Annotated in this window: 18 protein-coding genes; 12 read left to right on the top strand and 6 right to left on the bottom strand. The window is 41.6% G+C overall.

Annotated elements, in window-relative coordinates; all coding sequences use genetic code 11:
- The first annotated feature begins 135 nt into the window (after positions 1 to 135).
- Positions 136 to 2,082 (top strand): DUF294 nucleotidyltransferase-like domain-containing protein, encoded by a 1,947-nt coding sequence (locus tag MMU05_RS09100; protein WP_241141366.1) that lies wholly within the window; start codon positions 136 to 138, stop codon positions 2,080 to 2,082.
- A complete protein-coding gene (locus MMU05_RS09095) occupies positions 2,027 to 2,758 on the top strand; it encodes a 3'-5' exonuclease (protein WP_241128202.1) in 732 nt (243 codons plus the stop codon). Before MMU05_RS09100 ends, MMU05_RS09095 begins: the two co-directional genes overlap by 56 nt.
- Before the next feature lie 49 nt (positions 2,759 to 2,807).
- Here MMU05_RS09095 and MMU05_RS09090 read toward each other — a convergent pair whose 3' ends face one another.
- The 3 genes from MMU05_RS09090 to MMU05_RS09080 are packed head-to-tail and all read right to left on the bottom strand — an operon-like array spanning position 2,808 to position 3,971.
- On the bottom strand, positions 2,808 to 3,035 hold the full coding sequence (locus MMU05_RS09090; protein WP_241141365.1) for a hypothetical protein: 228 nt from the start codon (positions 3,033 to 3,035) through the stop codon (positions 2,808 to 2,810).
- Between the two features lie 52 nt (positions 3,036 to 3,087).
- The gene (locus MMU05_RS09085; RefSeq protein ID WP_241141364.1) at positions 3,088 to 3,663 is read right to left on the bottom strand and encodes a nucleotidyl transferase AbiEii/AbiGii toxin family protein; all 576 of its coding nucleotides are present in this window, start codon (positions 3,661 to 3,663) and stop codon (positions 3,088 to 3,090) included.
- Between the two features lie 5 nt (positions 3,664 to 3,668).
- Positions 3,669 to 3,971: a DUF6922 domain-containing protein gene (locus MMU05_RS09080; RefSeq protein ID WP_241128199.1), complete on the bottom strand. Its 303-nt coding sequence runs from the start codon at positions 3,969 to 3,971 to the stop codon at positions 3,669 to 3,671.
- 59 nt (positions 3,972 to 4,030) lie between these two features.
- Here MMU05_RS09080 and MMU05_RS09075 point away from each other — a divergent pair, with 59 nt between their 5' ends.
- Both MMU05_RS09075 and MMU05_RS09070 read left to right on the top strand, forming a co-directional pair.
- Positions 4,031 to 4,333 carry a DUF4160 domain-containing protein gene (locus tag MMU05_RS09075; protein ID WP_241141363.1) on the top strand — a complete coding sequence of 101 codons (303 nt, stop codon included), beginning with the start codon at positions 4,031 to 4,033 and terminating at the stop codon, positions 4,331 to 4,333.
- Complete coding sequence (locus tag MMU05_RS09070; RefSeq protein ID WP_241128198.1) at positions 4,330 to 4,611, top strand: DUF2442 domain-containing protein; 282 nt, start codon at positions 4,330 to 4,332, stop codon at positions 4,609 to 4,611. Before MMU05_RS09075 ends, MMU05_RS09070 begins: the two co-directional genes overlap by 4 nt.
- On the opposite strand, the gene MMU05_RS09065 is transcribed toward MMU05_RS09070, so the two are convergent.
- Complete coding sequence (locus MMU05_RS09065) at positions 4,604 to 6,001, bottom strand: DUF4403 family protein (RefSeq protein WP_241128197.1); 1,398 nt, start codon at positions 5,999 to 6,001, stop codon at positions 4,604 to 4,606. The two genes, MMU05_RS09070 and MMU05_RS09065, sit on opposite strands and share 8 nt — an antisense overlap.
- A 176-nt stretch (positions 6,002 to 6,177) precedes the next feature.
- Between MMU05_RS09065 and ytxJ the strand changes: the two genes are divergently transcribed.
- Complete coding sequence (gene ytxJ, locus MMU05_RS09060) at positions 6,178 to 6,513, top strand: bacillithiol system redox-active protein YtxJ (RefSeq protein ID WP_241141362.1); 336 nt, start codon at positions 6,178 to 6,180, stop codon at positions 6,511 to 6,513.
- A 152-nt stretch (positions 6,514 to 6,665) separates the two neighbouring features.
- Here ytxJ and MMU05_RS09055 read toward each other — a convergent pair whose 3' ends face one another.
- Entirely contained in the window at positions 6,666 to 7,358 is a 693-nt protein-coding gene (locus MMU05_RS09055) for a lysoplasmalogenase (protein ID WP_241141361.1), read from the bottom strand.
- 360 nt (positions 7,359 to 7,718) lie between these two features.
- Here MMU05_RS09055 and MMU05_RS09050 point away from each other — a divergent pair, with 360 nt between their 5' ends.
- Positions 7,719 to 11,015, top strand: coding sequence for a TonB-dependent receptor (locus MMU05_RS09050; RefSeq protein ID WP_241141360.1), 3,297 nt, complete (start codon positions 7,719 to 7,721; stop codon positions 11,013 to 11,015).
- Between the two features lie 339 nt (positions 11,016 to 11,354).
- Here MMU05_RS09050 and MMU05_RS09045 read toward each other — a convergent pair whose 3' ends face one another.
- Positions 11,355 to 11,816 (bottom strand): fasciclin domain-containing protein, encoded by a 462-nt coding sequence (locus tag MMU05_RS09045; protein WP_241141359.1) that lies wholly within the window; start codon positions 11,814 to 11,816, stop codon positions 11,355 to 11,357.
- Between the two features lie 914 nt (positions 11,817 to 12,730).
- Between MMU05_RS09045 and MMU05_RS09040 the strand changes: the two genes are divergently transcribed.
- From MMU05_RS09040 to MMU05_RS09015, 6 genes are all read left to right on the top strand, one after another.
- Positions 12,731 to 14,197 carry a calcineurin-like phosphoesterase C-terminal domain-containing protein gene (locus tag MMU05_RS09040; RefSeq protein ID WP_241141358.1) on the top strand — a complete coding sequence of 489 codons (1,467 nt, stop codon included), beginning with the start codon at positions 12,731 to 12,733 and terminating at the stop codon, positions 14,195 to 14,197.
- 51 nt (positions 14,198 to 14,248) lie between these two features.
- Positions 14,249 to 15,718, top strand: coding sequence for a pyruvate kinase (locus tag MMU05_RS09035; RefSeq protein WP_241141357.1), 1,470 nt, complete (start codon positions 14,249 to 14,251; stop codon positions 15,716 to 15,718).
- Between the two features lie 359 nt (positions 15,719 to 16,077).
- Positions 16,078 to 18,897 carry a PQQ-dependent sugar dehydrogenase gene (locus MMU05_RS09030; protein WP_241141356.1) on the top strand — a complete coding sequence of 940 codons (2,820 nt, stop codon included), beginning with the start codon at positions 16,078 to 16,080 and terminating at the stop codon, positions 18,895 to 18,897.
- A gap of 89 nt (positions 18,898 to 18,986) precedes the next feature.
- Positions 18,987 to 19,712: a 3-keto-disaccharide hydrolase gene (locus tag MMU05_RS09025; RefSeq protein WP_241141355.1), complete on the top strand. Its 726-nt coding sequence runs from the start codon at positions 18,987 to 18,989 to the stop codon at positions 19,710 to 19,712.
- 148 nt (positions 19,713 to 19,860) lie between these two features.
- Positions 19,861 to 20,700 carry a formylglycine-generating enzyme family protein gene (locus MMU05_RS09020; protein WP_241141354.1) on the top strand — a complete coding sequence of 280 codons (840 nt, stop codon included), beginning with the start codon at positions 19,861 to 19,863 and terminating at the stop codon, positions 20,698 to 20,700.
- A gap of 597 nt (positions 20,701 to 21,297) precedes the next feature.
- Complete coding sequence (locus MMU05_RS09015) at positions 21,298 to 21,849, top strand: hypothetical protein (protein WP_241141353.1); 552 nt, start codon at positions 21,298 to 21,300, stop codon at positions 21,847 to 21,849.
- Positions 21,850 to 21,861: the final 12 nt, after the last annotated feature.

Below are 21,861 nucleotides of genomic sequence, written 5' to 3'. Positions count from 1 at the left end.
TGAGATTTGATCCTGAGTCAAAGTGAAATTCTGTCTACAATAAGGGATAATTCCAACTTACAACAAATTTAGTCTTACGTCTTGTGTCTCATGTCTTGAGTCTGATATGTGTATCACATCTTGTATCTAAAATAAATGGCCAACGTCATCGTCAACCGCGTCAAGGAATTCCTGAAAAGGTTTCCTCCCTTCACTTTTCTCAATGAGGCCTCATTGGGATTGGTGGCAAAGGGCGTGGAGGTAAAATACTTTGCACAGGGTGAGCATCTTTTCAGCCAAGGTGATCCTGCACAGGATTTCTTTTTTGTCCTGAAGGAAGGCTCGGTTCAACTTTCAGAAAATAAAGATGGACAGGAACGGGTAGTCGAAGTCTGTGATGAAGGGGATGTGTTTGGGGTATTGGCTTTGCTGGGAAAAAGACCCTATATACTGACAGCCAAGGCCCGGGAGGACAGTTTGTTGTATGCCATCCCCGTTTCTATTTTTGAAAAAATACTGAATGAAAATAGTAGGGTAAGCCTTTATTTTGCGGCAGGATTTGCTTCCGGTCAGGTGGTCGTCCGCAGCGACCTTTCCCAATCTCAAAAGGCAAGAAGGGATTTTACCGAATTGTCCAAGGACAATGGACTGATGATCTTCAGCGGGCAATCGGACCTTAATTATTCCACCGATGTCCTGACTTGTCAGAAAGGAACCACCATCCTGATCGCAGTTGAAAAGATGGCAGCCAAAGGTGTCGGGTCCATAGTGATTGTGGATCAAAACCAATTTCCTCTCGGGATCATTACCGACAAGGACATCAGAAATAGGCTTGTGGCCTATCAAAAAAGCTATGATACGCCTGTGGAAGAATTGATGACTTCGCCCGTGATGACCAAAAGCAAGGAAGCAGGTTTCTCCGACCTGTACCTTACCATGATCAAAAACAGGCTGCATCACCTTATTTTCACAGAAGATGGGACCCTCAAAAGTAAGGTTACAGGGATCCTTTCAGACCATGACATTTTGCTTTCGCAAGGAAACAGCCCTGCGGTTTTGATCAATGCCCTGATGAATACCTGGGAAGTGGACGAAATGGCCAAAATCCGAAACCGCGCGGAAAGGCTTTTGAAGTATTATCTGGAAAACGAAGTGGCGATGGATTTTGTGGCAAACATCATTTCTGAAATCAACGACATCATCATCCAACGTGCTGTCCAGTTGGCCATCAATAAACACAGTCCAAACTATCCCGAAGCTTCGAAAGTGAAATTCTGCTTTCTGTCCATGGGAAGCGAAGGCCGGGAGGAGCAACTGCTCAGAACTGACCTCGACAATGCCATCGTTTTTGAAGATGTGCCAAAAGAATTGGCAGAAAATTCCCAAGCCTACATGCTGTTGATCGCCCAAGAAGTAATGGAAACATTGTTTCTTTGTGGCTTTCAGGCCTGTCCTGCGGATATGATGGCCACCAACCCCAAATGGTGTCAACCTTTATCCCAATGGAAAAAGTACTTCTCCGATTGGATTCTGAGCCCCAACCAACAGGCATTGTTAAACGCCACCATTTTTTTTGACTTTCGGGCGGTTTTTGGCCATAAAAAATTGGCCGAGGAACTTACCGGACATATCTATCAGGAAATTTCCGACAAGTCTATTTTCCTAAATTTCCTTGCCAAAAATGCATTACTCAATCCTCCTCCCTTGGGTTTTTTCAGGAATTTTTTGGTGGAAAAGTCAGGCGAGCAAAAAGATAAATTTGACATCAAGCTCCGGGCAATGATGCCTTTGGCAGACATGGCAAGGCTATTGGTTCTCAGTCACCGCGTCGTCGGGATCAACAATACTTTCAAGCGGTTTGAAAAACTGGCCGAACTTGAACCAAACTATACGGAACTCCTACTCGAAGCCGGAAAAGCCTATGAAATCCTCATGCGGATGCGGGCCATTGAGGGATTGAAATCAGGAAACTCGGGAAGGTACATTCATCCCGAAGATTTGGGGAAGCTGCAGCGCCAATTGCTGAAAAACACTTTTGCTCCCATAGATGAGCTGCAGAAAATCATGCGAATCCGTTTTCAATTGGATTTTTTCACAAGTTGATATGGGATGGCTGGATTTTTTGTTGGGTAAAAAAACTCCCAAGTCTTCCTTCGTAGAAGCTTACGAAGCAGGTTTTGAAAAAAAAATCCCTGCCGTTAGGCCGATTTCCCAATTGACTTTTGTGGTTTTGGATACCGAGACCACCGGCTTCAACCCAAAAAGCGACCATGTCATTTCTTTTGGAGCCATCAAACTCAAAGGGTTCAGCATGCAGGTGGCCTCCGGCATGGAAAGGTATTTTGATGTGTCTGTCCAAAACAGGGAATCCATCAAGGTACATGAGATCCTATATCCGATCGAAACCTCACCCTTGATGGATTTTGGCAAAGAACTCTTGGGTTATTTGGGTTCGGATATCATTGTCGGTCATCATATCGGATTTGACCTGATGATGCTGGAAAAAACTTTGCAACCTTTTGGATTTAGGAAGTTTTTGAACCCTGTAATTGATACCAAATATTTCGCCATGCGATTGGAGAAAGGTCCTCATTTTGACGAAAAAACCGCCCTCAAAGAAGAGTATGCCCTAGATGCTGTCTGCAACCGCTATGGAATACGATTGGACGACCGGCATACCGCAGCCGGGGATGCCTTCCTGACTGCGCAGTTGCTGATGAAGTTGCTTAAAATAGCCGAAACAAAAGGAATCAAGGATTTTGGAGGCTTGATGAGGTAGGGAAATAATGATTTAGTAATTTTATTATTCTTGATTATTCGAAAAATTCTTAAGCATATTTATTTTTTACATGATCTTGGATTATTGCTTTCATTTCAAAATCAGAGATTGTCTCACTTATAGCCAGCTTTTCTAAAAGCCTTTCTGAAGCTTTTTGTGATTCACTTTTTAAAATATTTTCCCCATCCTTTTCCATTATTGGTAGCTGAAAAGTTTCTTTTGATTTAATGGACTCGATTAGGCTGCTTTCTATTCCCAATGTTATTTTCTTTTTCATATCATTATTATTTAAAAATTAAGACTCAGATGTAAAATCAAATCTTCCCCATTTAAATTAGATATTCACTCACCTTTTTTTTGATTTCTTTCTGTACACTATTCCATGTTTGGCCTTTGAGACTAACAGGATCCTCGCTTTCCTCGCCATCACCAAAGTAAGTGATTACCTTAGGAACGGTGATTAGGAGGTTTTTGGTATTGTATTTTTCTTTGTGAAATTTTACAAAATCCGATACTGAGTAATGTTTGAGCAATTCGGCAATATCCCAAAAATCTTTCTTTTTACCTCTGCCTAAAATGGCCTGAACTTTCATCGCTATGATGTCCTCATTAGAAAAGAACCGGATTCCTTCTATTTCTTTTATGGGACGAATGATGGGATGGGGATGTCGGATAAAATCGACTTTGATATCTTGGATATAGCAAAATATTCCAAAATGGGGAGGCTTTTCCTCCACAAGAAAGTCAGATCCAAACTCCCTTACCAAAGCCTCATTGACAATTATATTATCAAACTTTTCATTGGAAAATAAATCCAAATCAACCGATATTCTATGACCATATAGCAAGGAAAGGGCCGTGCCTCCAACCAATGAAAATCCCTTTAGCTCAGGAATTTTCATCATTGAATTTAGTATGGAAAAAGTCCCGGATTCGACTGTCTCAAGGCGTAGCATCTGAAAGCTGTGATAGGTTTATCAATAACGGCTGCTGCCAGGTACATCCTGGTTTCAGGGAGAAATTTAGCATTCAAAAGGACTCTAGTAATCTTCTCATCCCCATAATACCTCCTACAATTCCTTATGTCATCCACATCGCCTCGCTCAAATACCCGCTCAATAATAAAATTGGCCTTGGCATTATAGTCAAGCTTTTGGAAATCCACATCCCAAAAGATCCGCTTATGAAATATGGGTTTGGGTTTTTCTGACATAATTTCCAAAATTAAGAGTTAGTTTCACTAAATTTAGCAAGATCAAATGGATAATTCACGTGCCCAAAATTTATGAATATTTAGGGATCATTTTTTTCTTTTATTCGAATGACCATAAACCTATTCATGTTCATGGTCAGAAAGGCGAATTCGAATCCAAAGCAATCTTCATTTTTGAAAACGAGGAAATTATTGAAATCCAGATTTCAAATATCAAAGGAAAAAAGCCACTAAAAGGGAGGGATTTATTAAATTTCAGGATATTTGTATCGACCTATCATTTTCAAATTGCCAACAAATGGGAATCGTATTTTAAAGAAAAGAAAAAAGTAGAATTTGAAGTTATCTCCAAAATCAAATGAAAGTATCTGACTTAAATATAGAATATGCCGTCAAATCACTGAGAGTGAAGGAGGCTAAATATTTGAATCAATATATAATTCAGATATTGTTTACTGATGGAGTTTTGCAAAATGTTGATTTCGAGAAATTTTTATCTGACTCACAGCATCCTGAAATCCGAAAATACCTCGATAAATCCCTGTTTATGTCTTTTTCAATAATCAATGGGAATTTAAATTGGAATGACTACGATATGATATTCCCTATATCTGAGTTGTATGATGGGAAAATCACTTAAAATCTTTCAACCGCACTTCCATCTTCCCTGTTGACCTGAGGTAGATCCTTACGTCTTCCTCCGTATTGTAGATTCCCTGTACATCTAATGTTGGATTTTTGATCTGAAAGGTTGCAAAGCCTGTCTCGAAATTGCCCTGCTTTTCCAGTTCTTTCCTTGCCTCACCTAGAAAATCTCCGACAGGATAGTTTGCCAGTTTCTTGATCTGATTCATGATTTTCCGCTTCTTCAGCCTGATACCGATATTGGCCATGCCATTGTCTGATTTGACGTCAAACTCCGCTTCGTCAAACCGGAGTGATTCAGTCGCTGTGTCGAAGACAGGCTTGCCGGCAAAATACATCTTGCCTTTGATATCCTTTTTTCCTTTTCGGATACCGGTAAAATCCATGGACAACAAAGTCTTGTCTCCGTATTTTTGGGTTTTAAGATTGGTGGGGACCATCTCCGTCTTGCTGTCGATTTTAATTATTTTGCCTGACATTTCCTTGTTCAGGTAGCCATCCAAATCCTCATAGCGTAGGATCAGGGGAAGAATCAATTCAAGTTCGTTTTCTTTATTTTCATTGACATCAATATTGGGCAAAGGGGATTTTGGGACAATTGGTTTTGACCCGATCTTGGATATCATTTCTCCTTCGACGCCAATGTAGAGCTTCAATTGTTGATCCGTCGTGATCTCCTCTGTTAATTTCAATTTGCTTGGAATACTGTAAAAATGGATTTCCAAACCCTGCTGTGTCATGGTATAGGGTTCAGAAAAAACATCCCAGGTTTCTTGAGCCATACTTTTGAAATCAAAGCGGCTGAGATTGGCCGCCGATAGCTGATTGTCGAGCACGGTTTTAAGTTGGCTTTTGACCACCTTATCCAAGTCGATCTCAAAACCCAACAGGTTATACTTCATAGAGCGGCCCCAGTTTTCTATTTCAAGGTTTTTGATTCCCAACTCCCAATTGGTTCCTATTTCGGGAATGAAACTTATTTCAGGACTGATATTTTCATTGAAGGGAAAATTGGTGGATAATAACTGACCAAAAACCTTCTTCTCAATCTTCAGGTCTCCTTTGAGGTTCATCGGCATTTTGACCCTAAGCGTATTGTTTCCCAATCCTGTCAGCGCAATTTTGCCTGTTCTGGTCACATCGATATCGGTGGTAAGTCCGCTTCCGATAGGAAGTCCGGTTTCTGCAAACAACTTGCTATTCCAATCTTTGTTGAGGTTGGTTTCAATGTAAGAAAGAGGGATTTCTATGGGTACATTAACCTTGGAGATGGCTTGCGGAAGTTCAATTCCTGAAGAAGCCGGCGGGCGGTCAGGCTTGATGGTTTTACAGGAAGAAAACGCAATCAGTAGGATGAAAATGGAAAGTGTATATTTTGAAAGCATAGGAAAGGCAAATTCGAACTTTGAAGGTAACAGGCATTGGTTAAAGAACACAAAGCAATAACCTTGCCCCTGAGAAAATAATCTTTTGTGCCGAAAGGTAGCAAAAGAGAAATTTTGGAAGGAACTAAAATCGGATGAAATTACTTTAGGATTGAAAGTTTAATAAAATTTAAGAAATGGATTGGAATAAATTGGAAAGCTTATCACAGCTAGACGAAATCAAGGAGTTAAGTGGCGACAAGCCGGTGTTGATTTTCAAGCATTCGACCCGGTGTTCGGTTAGCAGTATGGCCTGGGATAGGCTGAAGAGAAATTGGAAAAAAGAAGATGCCGAAAAAGTCACTCCTTATTTTTTGGATCTGATCCGCCATCGTGATGTCTCCAATCAGATCGAAAAGGAATTCAGCGTCTACCATGAATCCCCCCAAGTCATTATTGTCAAATCAGGAAAAGCGGTCTATGACAACAGCCACATGGGTATCAACTATGCGGATATTATGGGGAGGATATAATTCAGAAGTACTTTTTGAATTTGATCAAATAACCAATTTTTATTAATTTTTTGATATTCATGGATACTGGATACTTTTTGATATTCAGGATGTCAGATAAGCTTTTAATTAGTAAGAGATTGGATGGGTTTCAAATATCGTAATATCCAGTATCAATTAGTATCATTTTGGAAATGCGCCAAAATCCCCTTAACGATCAGGAATTGGGCGATAATGTATGTTCCCATCACAATTACACCTGATTCAGGAAAAGATTGGTAAAACCGATTGATAGCCAAAACGCCATCTGAAACCATAAAAAAAGCTCCACCGATAAAAACCTGCCAAAAACTCACTGCATTGGTCTTGCCATACCGCTCTCTTGCGGTAGTCACCATCAATACAATGACAATCAGGTAAATCACCACCGGTACTTTAATACTTCCCAGTCCTGGATTGATGAGAAAATAGACAAAAGAGGCGGCAATATAAATCGGGAGATTGATAAGCAAAAGTCTCACAAAATCAACCTTGCCGATAGCAAAAGGATTGGTTTGGGCCATTTTGAAACCAATGATGTAACAAATATGCGCCATCAAAAATGCTCCCAAACCATAAAGGAACATATCCGGAAACATCAATAGCACATCACCCATCCAACAAAAAATCAAGGCAGCACTCATACTTTTTCTCAAAATGGTTCCTTTGATTGTTGTACTGGAAAAAATAAAAAATCCCCATAGCGCAATTAATATCAAAGGCTTGGTAAAGATCCTGGTAGAATTTTCACCATTTGCGGTAAAAACAATGTCAATTATTCCTGCAAAAAGGAATAAATAAAGCCAAAGCATCTTTTTATTTTTCATAGAAACCTGATTTTTTCATCGTTAAATATAGCCAAGTTATACACTTTTATTTTGACATTTTACACAATAGCAACCTTATACCATTCCGTAATATTATTTTAACATTGGTAAAAAGAACAAAATTCGTGGATTGTAAATATGACGTGAACTGCATTAAAATGTAAGGAAATACAAAAAGTTGGTTAAAAATAAAACCTCCTTTCGATTTTAATGTTAGGTTAATGTTAAGTAATCTTGTGAAAATTTGTTAAAACTTAACAATTTCAAAAAAAAATCCTAGCCCATCTCCTATACATTTGTACCGGAAAAATAACCAAGTCCAAATGTTATAAATTCAATTTTCCACAAAAAACAAAAATTATGAGGCATTCATTACTAAGAAGTTTATTTGCAGTCATCATGCTTGTATTTGCTACAGGTGTTGCATATTCGCAAGGAGTATCCACCTCCAGTATGTCTGGTAGGGTAGTAGAAAGCAGCGGGGAAACCCTTCCCGGTGCCAATGTAGTGGCCACACACACGCCTTCAGGTACAAGGTATGGCGCAGTGACGAATATCGATGGCAGATATACCATTCCCGGTATGAGGGTTGGTGGACCTTACTCGGTTACAGTATCTTTTATCGGTTTTGAAACCCAGACTGTTGAAGGTGTATTTTTGAGTTTGGGTATTGCGGCCAACGTCAACGTCACCATGCTTGGTGATGGAGAAGAATTGGCTGAAGTAGTGGTAACAGGTGATAAAAATGCAGTATTCAGCTCCGATAGGACTGGTGCAACTACTGCTATCGGCAACGAAACCATCAACAAATTGCCAACCATTTCCCGTAGAATAGGTGACTTTACCAGGTTGACCCCACAGGCAAACGGTAATTCATTTGGTGGTCAAGACAGCAGATTGAACAACATCACTGTCGATGGTTCATATTTCAACAACTCTTTTGGACTTGGAAGCCAGCCAGGGGACAGAACGGGGGTATCTCCTATCTCCTTGGATGCGATCGACCAGATTTCTGTTAACGTGGCTCCTTATGACGTGAGACAAGGAAACTTTACCGGTGCCGGTGTCAATACAGTAACTAGAAGCGGTACCAATGAATTTACAGGTTCGGCATATTATTTCTGGAGAGGAAGCGATAATGTCGGTACCCAGGCCGGAGACAATTCTTTTGATCCAGGAGAATTCAAATACAGGCAGGTAGGTTTCAGATTGGGTGGTCCAATCATCAAAAACAAATTGTTCTTTTTTGCTTCATTCGAAGATGATAAGGAAACCACTCCTGGAACAAACTTCGTTGCCAACAACGGCAGTGATCCTATCACAGGTAATACCACGCGTGTTTTGGCATCAGACCTAAATACTTTAAGTTCTTATTTGAGAAATAACTTCGGTTATGAAACAGGACCTTATCAAGGTTATGACCACTCTACCATCGCAACCAAGTTTTTGGCTAAAGTGGATTACAATATCAATGACAGAAACAAATTGAGCGTTAGGTATAACCATTTGGATTCCTCTTCTGATGTTTTACTTTCTAACTCATCTTCTTTGGGATTTGGAGGCAGAAGATCTAATTTGAATGCTTTGAATTTCCAAAATTCTAATTATCTAATCAATGAAAATATACGATCTATCGTAGCTGAATTGAATTCAAGACTGTCTCCTACCATGACCAACAACTTGATTGTAGGTTATACCTATCAGGATGAAAGTAGGGGTAGTAGAGGTGATTTCTTCCCATTGGTGGATATCTTGAAAGATGGAGCTACTTATACTACTTTTGGTTTTGAGCCATTTACTCCAAGCAATGAATTGAGATATAAGACTTTCCAGATCCAAGACAACCTTCAGATCTTCAAAGGTAAGCATACCATCACCACAGGTTTCAGCTTCGAAAGATATGAGTCTGAAAACGTGTTCTTCCCGGGATCTCAGTCAGCTTATACTTACAACTCTTTGGAGGATTTTTATGCTGATGCCAATGCAAACTTAGCAGGCACTCCAGGAACAGCTAATTTAAGAAGGTTTGAGGTTCGCTATAATAACATTCCTGGCCAAGAAAAACCTGTTCAGCCACTAAAAGTAAGCTATGGCGGTATTTACGGACAGGATGAAATTCAAGTCAACAAAGATTTCTTGGTTACAGTAGGTTTGAGAATTGACGTACCATTCTTTGCTGAGACTGCCCTCAGAAACCAAGAAGTGGAAGGATTTAACTTTCGTAATCCTGCAGGAGAGACTGTTCAGTTCAGAACAGATAATATGCCTGATCCCAATATCCTTTGGTCTCCTAGAGTCGGTTTCAATTATGATTTGAGCAAAGGTGCAAGAACCACCCAAGTTAGGGGTGGTACGGGGGTTTTTACAGGTAGGCCAGCTTACGTGTGGATATCCAACCAAATTGGAGCAAATGGTATTTTGACCGGTTTTGAGAGGTTGAGCAGTGCACAGAATGCACCACTGACTTCTAGGCCGTTTAATCCTGATCCGGATTTTTACAAGCCTGCCAACGTGACCGGTCAACCTGCACCTAACTATGAATTGGCAATGACGGAATCTACTTTCAAATTCCCTCAGGTATGGAGAACCAATATTGCCATTGACCACAGACTTCCTGGCGGAATCATCGCTACAGGTGAATTCTTGTATAATAGGGATGTAAATGGAGTGGCTTATTACAATGCCAATCTAGATAACCCCAATTCGGCATTCACTGGTCCAGATCCAAGGTCAAGATGGATTCCGGATGCAAGACCAAATACAGATCCTAACAGAGATCCATTCACCAACAGGATCAATAATAAAATTGACAATGCCGTAACTCTAGGAAATCAGGCGGTCGGTAGCTCTTGGATAGCTTCCATAACTTTGGAAAAGCCATTTGCCAACGGTTTGTATTTGAAGGCATTCTACAGCTATGGAGAAGCTAGAAATACTATCGATCCAGGTTCCATCGCATTTGGTTCATGGGTCAACAACCAACACCAAGGTGATCCAAACAACCCTGGAGTGGGTTTCTCAGCAAACTCAATGGGTCACAGAGTAGTGGGTGTTATGAATTATTCTGTTGATTTGTTCTCCTTCGGTACTACTTCTTTCTCCTTATTCTGGGAAGGAAGAACAATCGGAAATGCAAGCTATGTCTATGGCGGTGACTTCAACGGTGATGGAGGATTCTCTAATGACTTGCTTTATATCCCGGCAACTGCATCTGAAACAAACTTTGTACAATTCACTTCTTCAGGAAGAACTTTCACTCCGGCGGAGCAGTCTGCTGCATGGGAAGCATACATTCAACAAGACAAATACCTCAGCGCAAACAGAGGACAAATCGCCGAAAGAGGTGCTGTTTTCCTTCCAATGGTGTACAGGGCTGACTTCAGTGGTTCCCAAACATTGTTGACTACTTCTAAGAAGCAGGCGCTTGAGTTTAGAGTGGATATCTTGAACGTGGGTAACTTGTTGAATCCAAATTGGGGTGTAGGTCAGTTTATGACTTCAACCTCTCCACTTGTACCTGCAGGTGTGGATGCGAACAACAGACCTCAGTTTAGATTCAGAAACTTAGGAAATACTTTGATATCTGATTCCTTCAGCCCATCTGCCGGTGCAGGTGACGTTTGGAGATTACAGTTTGGTCTGAGATTTACTTTCTAATTAAAATATCATTTCAAAAATCAAGAGGCATCCCGAAAAGGATGCCTCTTTTTTGTTCACGCCAACTCCTGATATTTTTCTCGGTCCTTATTCCGGGCTACCCATAGTTGATCCCTGCCTTTAGTAGGCAGGCAATAGGTGGTCGGTCTTCAAGGTTTTTATACACAGACATCCTTCCCCCCTTTTTCTTCACTAGCCGCAATTCACGCAAAGGTTTTGCAAAGAGTTCACAGGATTTGGCCGGCTGTTTTTGGTGAATTATCTCTTAAAACCTCCCAAAAAAAAAAGCCCTGCTTTGAACAGGGCCTTTAGGCAATAATTGTATTTGATTATATAAAATTAAGCAGGCATTATTACCTTGTTGATGACGTGAATTACGCCATTATCGGTCTTAATATCAGCATTTACAACCTCTGCATCATTTACAAATACTTTTCCATCTGTTAAATGGATCGTAACTTCTGCTCCATTTACTGTGGTAGCAACCATACCGTCAGACAAATTGCCTGACAATACTTCTCCTGCAATCACATGGTATGTAAGGATACCTTGTAACTGAGCTTTGTTTTCAGGTAAAATCAAAGATTCTACTGTTCCTTCAGGTAACTTCTCAAATGCTGTATCAAGTGGAGCGAAAACCGTGAAAGGACCTTCGCCATTTAACGTTTCTACTAATTCGGCAGCAGTCACAGCAGCTACCAGAGTTTTGAATGAGCCGTTTTCAACGGCAGTTTCTACAATGTTCATAAAAATTTGTTTAAAATGTACAAAGAGAAGACTTTGATTAACGCTTTTGTTCATGATTATTGGAATAGTAATGATTAATTCACGTGGGGTGGTTAGTAATTACCTCGATGCGTATAAATTTTTTTCTCTAAGATTTCAACGACTCTCAATACCAAGTAAGGAAAAGGAATTGCACGGAAGAGATGAATAAATTCAATTTTTTTTATTGAGCATAAATTAACCTTCCCTGTTTTTGGTGAAAACCTAATTCCATTTTGTGCCTTTTTTCTCGCAATCCCGATATTAATCGGGACCAGGGACATCGCATTTTCGTTACCCCGAGCGGCGGTGCATGGGGATTGGTTAAAGAATTAAATTCAGAGAAGCACCTTGCACGGGGCTATTCTTATTCAGCCCGCTTCGGGGCTGTTTGTCGAAGTGAAAGAATTTGGAATCTCCTACTTTCAGGAATCGTTTTTTGGAACACTGGAGGGGAGGAAGAAATTTTTCCGGGCCGGCGTGGCATTGCGCGGGGGAGGATTAAAATTTCTTGCCTTTTTTGGTTACTTTTTGTGGTAAGACAAAAAGTGACTTAAGAAAGAAACCACAAGAAAATACTTAAGAAAAGAATTGAATAAAATAGATAAATTAACCTTCCCTGTTTTTGGTGGAAACCCAATTTCACTCTATACCTTTTCTCTCCCAAAAATCACAAATATCTCATTCCGTCATTTTAAACCATGGGCTGCGGTGCATGGAGATTTGAGAAAGTATGGAATTACGCAAAGCACCTTACCCATGACTACTAATATTTCGCCCCGATGGGGCTTGAGCACTAAGAAAAGTAGCTATTTAACTTCCAATTCAAGGTTACTCAAGGCCTCAATGTTGTTTGGAATTTATTTCTCAAATCAAAATTCATAAAAATTCAAAAGCCATCCTTTTCAGGATGCCTCTTTTTGTTTAAGTTGACAGGAAATTCAATCAGCATGAACAAGTACCGAAACAGCTTTTTTCAACTCTCTTTTTTTTGGATATTAATCTTACTTGCTACAGGAAACCATTCAGTTTCTGGTCAGGAAAATTCTCAATCGCTCTCTTATACCCTAGTCAAAGGAAAAGTTACCTCAAATGGTAATCAGCTAAAAAACATCATTGTATCTGACGGCAAAGACATTGTCCTTACCGATGAAAAAGGGGAGTTTGAATTTACCACCGACCAGGAATTTGTATTTATCTCCTACCCTTCCGGATATGCTTTTGACTTATTGGATAACGGTTCGGTGGATTTTTTCAGAAGAGTTGATCTGACCAAACCCACCAACACCCTTCTTTTTGAGCTGAAGCCAAACCCAAATGATGAATCCGACCACCACTTCATCGCAATCGCCGATCCGCAGGTGCAGACGGAGGAAGAAGCCAATCAATTTATCTCGGAATCATGTGCTGACCTCAGAAAAAAGAAAGCGGCACTCAACGATCCAAACCTTTTTGGCGTCGGCGTCGGAGATTTGGTTTTTGACAAGTTTGAATTGTATGAGCAATACAATCAAGGCATCAAATCTACCGGGATTCCGTTCTTTCAGGTGTTGGGCAACCATGACATCAACCTGAATGCAAGGTCAAACGAGAGCAGTCAAGAACCATTTACAAGTCAGTTTGGACCTGCCTATTATTCCTTCAACAGGGGAAAAACCCACTATATCGTCCTGAATGATGTGTACTTTTTGGGAAGCAAACAATACTACGGCTACCTCCCCGAGACCCAATTAGCTTGGTTGGAGAAGGATCTGGCTTTGGTCCCAAAAGAAAATCCGCTTGTCATTTTCCTTCATATTCCGAGTTTTTCGCAGATCGTAGCCCATAATCCCGGCCGTGATATCAACAAGGAATCGGTCATCAATAGGGAAGCTTTGTACAAGATTTTGGAAGGGCATGAGGCACATCTGATTTCGGGACATGTGCATTGGAATGAAAACACAGTGATCAACAATATTTTTGAGCACAACACCTCGGCCATCAGCGGGGCATGGTGGTCAGGAATCTGCTATGACGGCACTCCAAAAGGCTATGGCGTCTACAGGTCTGATGCAGGAGATTTGTCTTGGCATTACCAAAGCGTAGGTGAAAACCCGGATTTCCAGTTCCGTATTTACCGTCCGGGAACCCACCCGGATTTCCCCAATGACTACATGGTCAATATTTGGAATTGGGATCCTGAATGGAAGGTCAATGTGTATGAAAACGGAAACAGAACTGTCCAACCTGTACAGGTCATCGCCTCAGATCCATTGGCAATGGAAATCTATGCACCGGGAAAACCCAAAAAGCAGCCTTGGATCTCCGCCCAAAAGAATGGGCATATGTTTGTATTCAGGCCAACCAATCCTGATTCAAAAGTGGAAGTGGAGGTGATCGACAGATTTGGAAACCAATATAAAAAAGGCTTTGACTGATTCGAAAACCTGAATTTTTAGCATTAGATTTAAAGAATAAATCCTTCCAAAATGACCGGTTCAGCATCTCTTGATTTCATCAAAAAAGAACTCATTTCTTTAGAAAAAACCATGGCCACCGATGTTGTCCATAAATCCGGTATCATCGCAAGCCTACACAAAGACCAAAAAGAAGCTGCCAAAAATCTGGTGGAATACCTGAGTGTCAGAAACAGGGATCTCCGTGTTCTTCAGGACGCACTTCATGTTCATGGCTTGTCTTCACTTGCAAGCAGCGAAAGCCATATCAGGAGACAGGTTCAGGCGATTTTGGAGGTATTGGGAGAAACTTTTCCCACAGACCATATTGATATCTGCGATTTTTCATTCAGCAAAAAGAAAATTGATGAAAAAAGCCATTTACTGTTTGGCCACAAAACCATTCCGAGCATTCCCTCTTTAATGGTAACATTTGATTCTGGATTTGCGGATAGCTATGCTTTGATCAAAAGCTTACTCGAAAACGGGATGAATGTCGCCCGGATCAACTGCGCCCACGATGATGAGGCTACTTGGTCCAAAATGATCAATAAACTCCGAAAAGCAAGCAAGAGAACAGGGATAGACTGCAAAGTATACATGGACCTTGCGGGACCCAAGATCAGAACTGTCTTACTTGGCAAAGGAAAAGACAAGGGAAAAGTCAAGGTGAAGGAAGGCGAACTGATTTGGCTGGCCGAAGAAGCCAAAGGCTTTGGACAGGATGATGTCGTCATCAGCCCCAATGTTCCAGGAATTATAGGGTTTTTGAAAAAAGGAGACCGAGTCTATATCGATGATGGTGTTATCAGGGCTACTGTAGAAAAAACCAAATCAGGCAAAGCCGGAATCAGGATTACCCGGATCTCTTCTGAAAAAAGTCAAATCAAGGCCGAGAAAGGAATCAACTTTCCCGATACCTTGATACAGATTCCTTCGCTGACAGATTTTGACAAAGCTTGCCTCCCCTTTATCTGCGAAAATGCGGATCTGGTGGGCTATTCCTTTGTCAGGACTGCTGCAGATATCAGCCACCTCCGAAAGGAACTCAAGGCCATTTCAGAACATCCTCCCTTGATGATCATCAAAATAGAAACGCCGGAAGCAGTCAGCAACCTTCCTTCCCTGCTTATAGAAGGGATGAAACAGAGGGCTTTTGGGGTGATGATTGCCCGTGGTGATCTTGCTGTGGAAATAGGTTTTGAAAGGATGGGAGAGATTCAGGAAGAGATCCTATGGATCTGTGAAGCCGCCCATGTGCCGGTGGTTTGGGCCACCCAAGTGCTGGAGAGTCTCAACAAATCCGGTATGGCCACCCGCTCCGAAATCACCGATGCCGGTCAGGCGGCTAATGCAGAATGCGTCATGATCAACAAAGGAGACCATACCATCGAAGTCATGGAAACGCTCAAAGACATCCTGCAGCGAAGCGCCGAGCACAGGGTGAAAAAGCGATTCCGCTTCCGTCAGCTCAAAATTGCAGAGCGGTTTCTGAAATTATAATTTTCCAACTGACCTACTCGGCAGTAGGATATAGATTGAAATTATTCTTTACTGTCTGCGCCAATCTGCGTTATCTGCGGGAACCTTCAAGATATTATCCCGCAGATTTCGCAGAACTACGCAGAAAAACTCTGTTGATGGAAAAACATTCTGCCTGAAATTGTCAGGAACACATGGCAATTATTAATTTAATATTCTTTTTGTTGTCTGCGCCAATCTGCGTCATCTGCGGGAGAAATTTAAAGCCTCCGTTTTGAATTTCTTTTCAGGAATTCTCGGTTAACTTTTTGAACGGAGGGCAGGTTTAATCACTTTTTATTTACTTTGAATAAAATACTCCCACGATTAACCATACCAAATTGAATTCAAATACCCAAAAATGGCTGATTCCAATCCTGTTCCTTTTGATGGGAATAGGTTGGGGATGCGGAAAAAAAGAGTCTACCGCAAAAATTTTTAGCGGAAAAGACAAACCAGAGGACAGCAGATTCACCCAAGTGGTGGTGGCAGATGGGTTGGAAGAGCCCTTGCAAATAGAGTTTGACAAACAGGGATTTGTCTATTGGATCGAAAGAGCGGGACATGTCAAAAGGATCAACGAATCGGGAGGAAACATCGAAAAGCTCGGAACGATCCCCACCATTGTGGGTGAATCTCCCGGCATGATCGGGATTTTGCTGGACAAAGACTTTGAAAATACCCGTCATGTATTTCTCTATTTTTCTCCCGAATCAGATAACGGAAATACCATGCGGCTCTCAAGATTTACCTTGGGAACTGACAATACGATTAGCATAGATTCCGAAATCATCCTTCTTGATATCCCTTGGGAACAACCGGATGGCAGCCATTTTGGAGGGGGGATGACTTGGGACAAAGAAGGAAATCTTTACCTTTCTGTTGGTGGGGATTCTGCCCCAACGCAATATTCACCTTTGGCTTTTACAAATGAAGGTGGCCGAGGACAGGACGAAGGCCGTACAGCTGGAAATACCAATGACCTGCGGGGTAAGATTCTACGGATTAAACCCCAAACTGACGGGACTTACACCATTCCCGATGGGAACCTTTTTCCGGTCGGAACTGCCAATACCTTGCCTGAGATCTACGTCATGGGTAACAGGAATCCCTGGAGGCTTTCTATTGATTCACAAACCGGTTACCTGCATTGGGGGGAAGTCGGACCTGATGCCGGTGTAGATTCAGAAGAGTTTGGGCCGATGGGCTATGATGAATTCAATGTTGCCAAAAAAGCTGGAAATTTTGGTTGGCCTTATGTCATCGGAAAAAATCTGCCTTATAGAAGTTATGATTACGAGACCAAGACTTACGGAGAATACCATAATCCTGATTCCATTGTCAACACCTCGCCAAATAATACCGGATTGAAAGTCCTTCCACCGTCCCAACCGGCATTGGTTGCTTATCCCTACCGGGTTTCGGAGGAATGGCCGATTTTGGGAAGTGCGGCAAGGTCTGCAGTGGGTGGGCCTATTTTCAGGAAATCCGATTTTTCCGAGAATGCCAAAAGGGTATTCCCGGATTATTACGAAGGCAAATGGCTGGTCACAGATTATGTCAGAAACTGGATCATGGTAGTGAGCATGGATGAAGAAAGGAATAATGTCACGTCCATCGAGCGTTTTTTACCTGCCGAAAAACTCATCCATTCCCAACCCTTGGATATGGATTTTGGACCAAATGGGGATTTGTACATTTTGGAATATGGTACAGGTACGAAAGGCAGAATTTCCAGGATTGAATTCAATGCAGGAAATAGAGCACCGATTGCAGAGGCTAAATCGACAGAAAAATCAGGCGCGACACCTTTTGAAATCCAACTTTCCTCGGAAGGAAGCCGGGATGACGATGGGGAAAAGCTGGATTTTGAATGGAAGATTGAGGGTGTGGAAACAACAGTATTGAATGATGCCAATCCCAAAATAACCCTTGACAAGCCGGGAAAATACAAAGTCTCTTTAACTGTGAAAGACCCATCAGGAGCTTCTGACGTTCATTCTTTTGAGGTTGTTGCAGGGAATAAACAACCGGAAGTGAAGATCGAAATTACATCAGGCAATAAGTCATTCTACTTTCCGGATGAAAAAGTCAGCTACCAAGTTAAGGTCATCGATCAGGAAGATGGGACGCTTGCAGGCGGAAAGATAAATCCCGAGGCAGTCAAGGTTACTGTGGAATACATTCCTTCCGGAATCGACTTTGGGCAACTGAGGAAGTTGAAAGAAGAAGGAAATCTCCAACCTGAAACCGTCCTACGACACCTCCATGCAAAAGCTTTGATCATCAAGAATAACTGTACTGCCTGTCATCAGGAAGAAGCCAAATTGGTGGGTCCATCCTTTTTGGAAGTAGCCAAAAAATATAAGGGGACAGCAAATGTCTTCGAAACCCTGTCGAAAAGCATCATCGAAGGAGGCAGCGGCAAATGGGGAGAAGTCCACATGCCGCCACAACCAAACCTAAGCGCCAACGATACCAAACAGATCATTGATTACATCCTGGACCTTGCTTCCGCGGAAAAAGGAAACCCCAAACTTCCGATTCAGGGAGATTTTTATACAAAAGCAATTCCCACAAAAATCGGTGACGGTCGCTTGTCCAAATTCTATCCGACTACTTATGAAATGGGTTCCTACGTCTTTTTGGCCCATTATTCTGACCAAGGCTCAGGACAGGTAAGCGGTCTAAACCTCAAGAGTGAAGATTTTGCTTTGCTCCGATATCCGTTGATGGGTCCGGAAAAAGCAGATGTTTTCTCCGAAACAGGAATTTCATACACGCCATCGACAGATGATCCGGGATTTATTTTCACCGGAAAAGGAGGGTATATCGGTTTCAAAAACATAGACCTGACAGAGATTAATCAGATCAGCATTGGGGCCATCACCAGGTTTTGGCATTGGTCACACTTCATCGGAGGCAATATTGAATTGAGATTGGGTTCTCCAGAAGGGGAATTGATCGGCGGAATCCAAACTGTCCCAATTCCTCCCCAAGGGGAAAAAGGCCCGTTTTTTGGTGATGCCACCGGTAAGCCCACGTTCATCGATGTGTCCAAAATTGATGGCGTACATGACCTGTATTTCCTTGTCAAAAATCCAGGTGCTAAGGAAAGCGATGCTTTGGTAATCATGACGGGGATTGAGTTTAAGAAGTGATTGGGTAAGTCCACAGTCCACAGATGCGGCTTTTGGTATTTTGGGTTTGTTTGATTTAGGAAGGAATTCAAGGGTTAATTTATTGTGAAATGGTGAAAGCAAACAGATATAAAAACCTATTGCACATTCTAAGCTGGGGTGTGGTGGCATTTCTATTTTCTGTGGAAAGCCACGCCCAAGTATCACAAATTCGGGAAGGTTTTGTTCCTATTTTCAACGGGAAGGATTTGGAGGGTTGGCACATCAGCCGAACCAATCACCACGGTACCAAGGGTAATTTTTTTGTAGAAGACGAAGCCATTGTCATGAAGCAATTTCCCTACGGTCAGGGAGGAATCATTTTGACGGACAAAAGATACCGAGATTTTGAATTGACTCTAGAATTCAAAGGGCATGTGGGAACCAACGGGGGAATTTTCTTCCGTTCGAGCGAAAGCGGTTCAGGCTATCAGATAGAACTGTCCGGAGACGGGGAACCTGGAACTGCCAATCTGATCGGCGAAATGCTTCGTGTTGCGAATGGTGCCAAAGCAAAGGACTTGGAAAAAGTCTGGAAGAAAGGAGATTGGAATAGCTTCCGTCTTCGGGTTGTTGGGCAAAAGCCAAAAATGACACTTTGGGTCAATGATGTCCTGATGTGGGAAGTGCAGGCAGAGCGGAATGACCTGATCGCAGATGCTACTTCGGGGATGATTGCTTTCCAGTTGCATTGGAGTGCCACATTGATGCCTGTTCCCGGTGGACGCTGCTGTGATTTCTCCTGGAAACCTAATGCTGCACATGCTTATCGGAAAATAATGATCAAAGAATTATAGACGATTGCGGCTGAATAGATTCAAACGTCTGATTCTATTCAAACCGATATTTTTGGATATTCGATATTTATGGATATTAATTTTGATCAAAGGCTAAATTGAAATTGAATCGATTTCTTTTCAAATATGGAAATCAAATTTCTTAAAAATGAAAAACTACCTGTTATCGCTATCTCTTTTTTTGTATAGTCCACTTCTTCTCTTTTCCCAACAAAAAGAAAAGGAAAGCTACAAAAATCCAATCGGGATGGAATTAGTCTTGATCCAACCCGGGACAATGACAGTAGGCAAGATCGAACTTACATGTCCTACATTTCCTGATACCAGAGATGTTCCAGAAAGTGAAATGTGGACTGAAGAAGATTTCAAACTTTGTCAGGAGATGGCCAAAAAAGATTCCAAGCCGGGTTTTTTGGTCGAAATAGAAAAGCCCTATTACATCGGAAAACACGAGGTGACCCAAGGCCAATGGAAAAAAGTAATGGGTTCCAACCCTTCCCATTTCCAGGGAGATAATGTTGCGGGAGACTCGGACCTGCATCCTGTGGAAAACGTGACTTGGGAAGATGCCAAGAGCTTTATTCAAAAACTGAATGAGATGGATCCTGCTTATTCTTATCGGCTACCGACCGAGTTTGAATGGGAATATGCTGCCCGTGCAGGTGCGGAGGAATTGCTTTCTTGGTCAGAAACAGGCAAGCAAGCTTGGATCCAAAAATCGGACAAAGGCACAACAAATGTTGTCGGGCAGATGAAAGCGAATCCTTGGGGTTTGCATGACATGTTAGGCAATGTGTGGGAATGGGTAGAAGACTTTTATAATGAGGACATTTTTGCCCATCCCGTACCTCCCGTTTCTGGGGATGTCCATGTGCTGAAAGGGGGAAGTTTTATTTCTGATGTGACCAATGCCACTTTTTTTTTCCATGGAGGCGGGCCGGGAAATGGATATGATGTGGGGTTTAGGGTGGTAAGTGAAGTAAAATAGATATTGATGGATATTGGATATTGGGATATTGTAATTGATCACTGAAGATGATTTATGACGGGAAGGATCCTTTGCTTTTTTCCGCCTCAGTCAGTGTCTTCACTGACTGAAATTTTAAATTCAAACTGCAAATAGCGTAGAAAATTTGCTCCCGCAGACTGACGCAGAAAAACAATGGAATTATGAAAACCGCATTTTACTTTGAGATTTCTCTGGAGTTTTAAGTGAGTGGAGACACTCACTTTGGCAAGAGAATTATCCCTTAACCGTCAACTGTCAGGGAAGACTTTAAATGTTCAATCAAAAATCTACTTTACTATCTGCGCCAATCTGCGTTATCTGCGGGAGACTTAGAAAAATTGTTATCCCGCAGATTTCGCAGACTGACGCAGAAAAACAATGGAATTTTGGAAACCTCATTTTTCTTTAATATGTCTCCTGCAGTTGGAAGTGAGTGGAGACACTCACTTTGGAACCCCATAATGTCAGTGAAGTCAAGACAATTGCAGAGAAATTTTGCCCCCGCAGATTTCGCAGACTGTCGCAGAAAAAGTCGAGATTCGGAGAGAAATGAAACCATGAAAACCATAAGCCCACATGAAACTTAAATACGCCTTCTTCATTTTCCTTCTGCTTACGATCATCGCTTTTTGGATGATGCGGCGTCACCAATTTCAATTTGAAGCTGCCACAGGATTGAAATTCAATGTGATGGAATTTGAGCTTCCGGGGAGTCCAGAAAAGCTGAATGAGTTGATTGAAACTTGGGGCGAACCTGAACAAAAGGCATTTGTCCTGAAGCAACTGCAGTTGGATTACTTCTTTATAGGAACTTTGTTTCCAACCATTTTTATCCTTTGCTTATGGGCAAGGAAAAATTTCCAAGTTCTGGAATTGAAAAATCATTCTCCGGATAGGTTCAGATTCCTCAAAAACTTTTTGCTTGTTCTAGGGACATTTCAGGTTTTTGCCCTGATTTTTGATATCAGCGAAAATGTCAGGTTGACCCAATGGATCCAACAGGGTTCTCTTGGAAATATGGCCCTATTTGAAATCATGGTAAAGCTCAAGTTCTTTTTTGCGATTGTGGGGTTTTTGGGAGGGTTCGGGCTGATTATTTATGCCCAATCAAAAGTCAGGAAGGTTTGAAAAAAAAAAATA

Origin of the sequence: Cognataquiflexum rubidum (genome assembly GCF_022538115.1) — a bacterium.
GTDB lineage: Bacteria > Bacteroidota > Bacteroidia > Cytophagales > Cyclobacteriaceae > Cognataquiflexum > Cognataquiflexum rubidum.
This window is presented reverse-complemented; position numbering and strand designations above follow the sequence as displayed.

Bases quoted from the DNA above. Each gene is read 5' to 3' on its own strand.
- MMU05_RS09015 (WP_241141353.1), top strand. From the start codon at position 21,298: ATGAAACTTAAATACGCCTTCTTCATTTTCCTTCTGCTTACGATCATC.
- MMU05_RS09045 (WP_241141359.1), bottom strand. From the start codon at position 11,816: ATGAACAAAAGCGTTAATCAAAGTCTTCTCTTTGTACATTTTAAACAA.
- MMU05_RS09025 (WP_241141355.1), top strand. From the start codon at position 18,987: ATGGTGAAAGCAAACAGATATAAAAACCTATTGCACATTCTAAGCTGG.
- MMU05_RS09065 (WP_241128197.1), bottom strand. From the start codon at position 6,001: ATGCTTTCAAAATATACACTTTCCATTTTCATCCTACTGATTGCGTTT.
- MMU05_RS09085 (WP_241141364.1), bottom strand. From the start codon at position 3,663: ATGATGAAAATTCCTGAGCTAAAGGGATTTTCATTGGTTGGAGGCACG.
- MMU05_RS09020 (WP_241141354.1), top strand. From the start codon at position 19,861: ATGAAAAACTACCTGTTATCGCTATCTCTTTTTTTGTATAGTCCACTT.
- MMU05_RS09080 (WP_241128199.1), bottom strand. From the start codon at position 3,971: ATGTCAGAAAAACCCAAACCCATATTTCATAAGCGGATCTTTTGGGAT.
- MMU05_RS09070 (WP_241128198.1), top strand. From the start codon at position 4,330: ATGAAAGTATCTGACTTAAATATAGAATATGCCGTCAAATCACTGAGA.
- MMU05_RS09035 (WP_241141357.1), top strand. From the start codon at position 14,249: ATGACCGGTTCAGCATCTCTTGATTTCATCAAAAAAGAACTCATTTCT.
- MMU05_RS09095 (WP_241128202.1), top strand. From the start codon at position 2,027: ATGAGCTGCAGAAAATCATGCGAATCCGTTTTCAATTGGATTTTTTCA.
- MMU05_RS09055 (WP_241141361.1), bottom strand. From the start codon at position 7,358: ATGAAAAATAAAAAGATGCTTTGGCTTTATTTATTCCTTTTTGCAGGA.
- MMU05_RS09090 (WP_241141365.1), bottom strand. From the start codon at position 3,035: ATGAAAAAGAAAATAACATTGGGAATAGAAAGCAGCCTAATCGAGTCC.
- MMU05_RS09050 (WP_241141360.1), top strand. From the start codon at position 7,719: ATGAGGCATTCATTACTAAGAAGTTTATTTGCAGTCATCATGCTTGTA.
- MMU05_RS09040 (WP_241141358.1), top strand. From the start codon at position 12,731: ATGAACAAGTACCGAAACAGCTTTTTTCAACTCTCTTTTTTTTGGATA.
- MMU05_RS09100 (WP_241141366.1), top strand. From the start codon at position 136: ATGGCCAACGTCATCGTCAACCGCGTCAAGGAATTCCTGAAAAGGTTT.
- ytxJ (WP_241141362.1), top strand. From the start codon at position 6,178: ATGGATTGGAATAAATTGGAAAGCTTATCACAGCTAGACGAAATCAAG.